The organism is Blautia sp. DFI.3.45, assembly GCF_020593505.1.
In the GTDB taxonomy this organism is placed as follows: Bacteria; Bacillota; Clostridia; order Lachnospirales; family Lachnospiraceae; genus Blautia_A; species Blautia_A wexlerae.
The window spans coordinates 1-208 of sequence record NZ_JAJDMI010000274.1 but is presented as its reverse complement, the minus strand read 5'-3'; the positions used below and the strand labels follow the sequence as shown (position 1 = coordinate 208).

The following is a 208-nucleotide window of genomic DNA, read 5'->3' as shown; positions in this document are numbered from 1 at the left end:
GACTGCCTGCCGAGTCAAACAGAGCGAAGTCCACGGCGGCTGAGTTGTGCAGGTTCTCGATCAGCGCGATAAGAGCCGGCTCGTTGCTCATGCTGAAAGGATATATGTTATAAGGCAGCGGCACTCCTGCATAGGTGGCGGTGTCCGCTGTGCGTTTCTTGACGATGGACTGCTGCGGATCGGTGTCGAACACGGTCACGCTGTGCCC

The 208-nt window shown here is 58.2% G+C and carries 1 protein-coding gene; it reads right to left on the bottom strand.

The window, feature by feature from the left end:
* The coding region (locus tag LJE09_RS17845; protein WP_227311656.1) for a hypothetical protein at window positions 1-208 on the bottom strand (208 nt) is incomplete at both ends.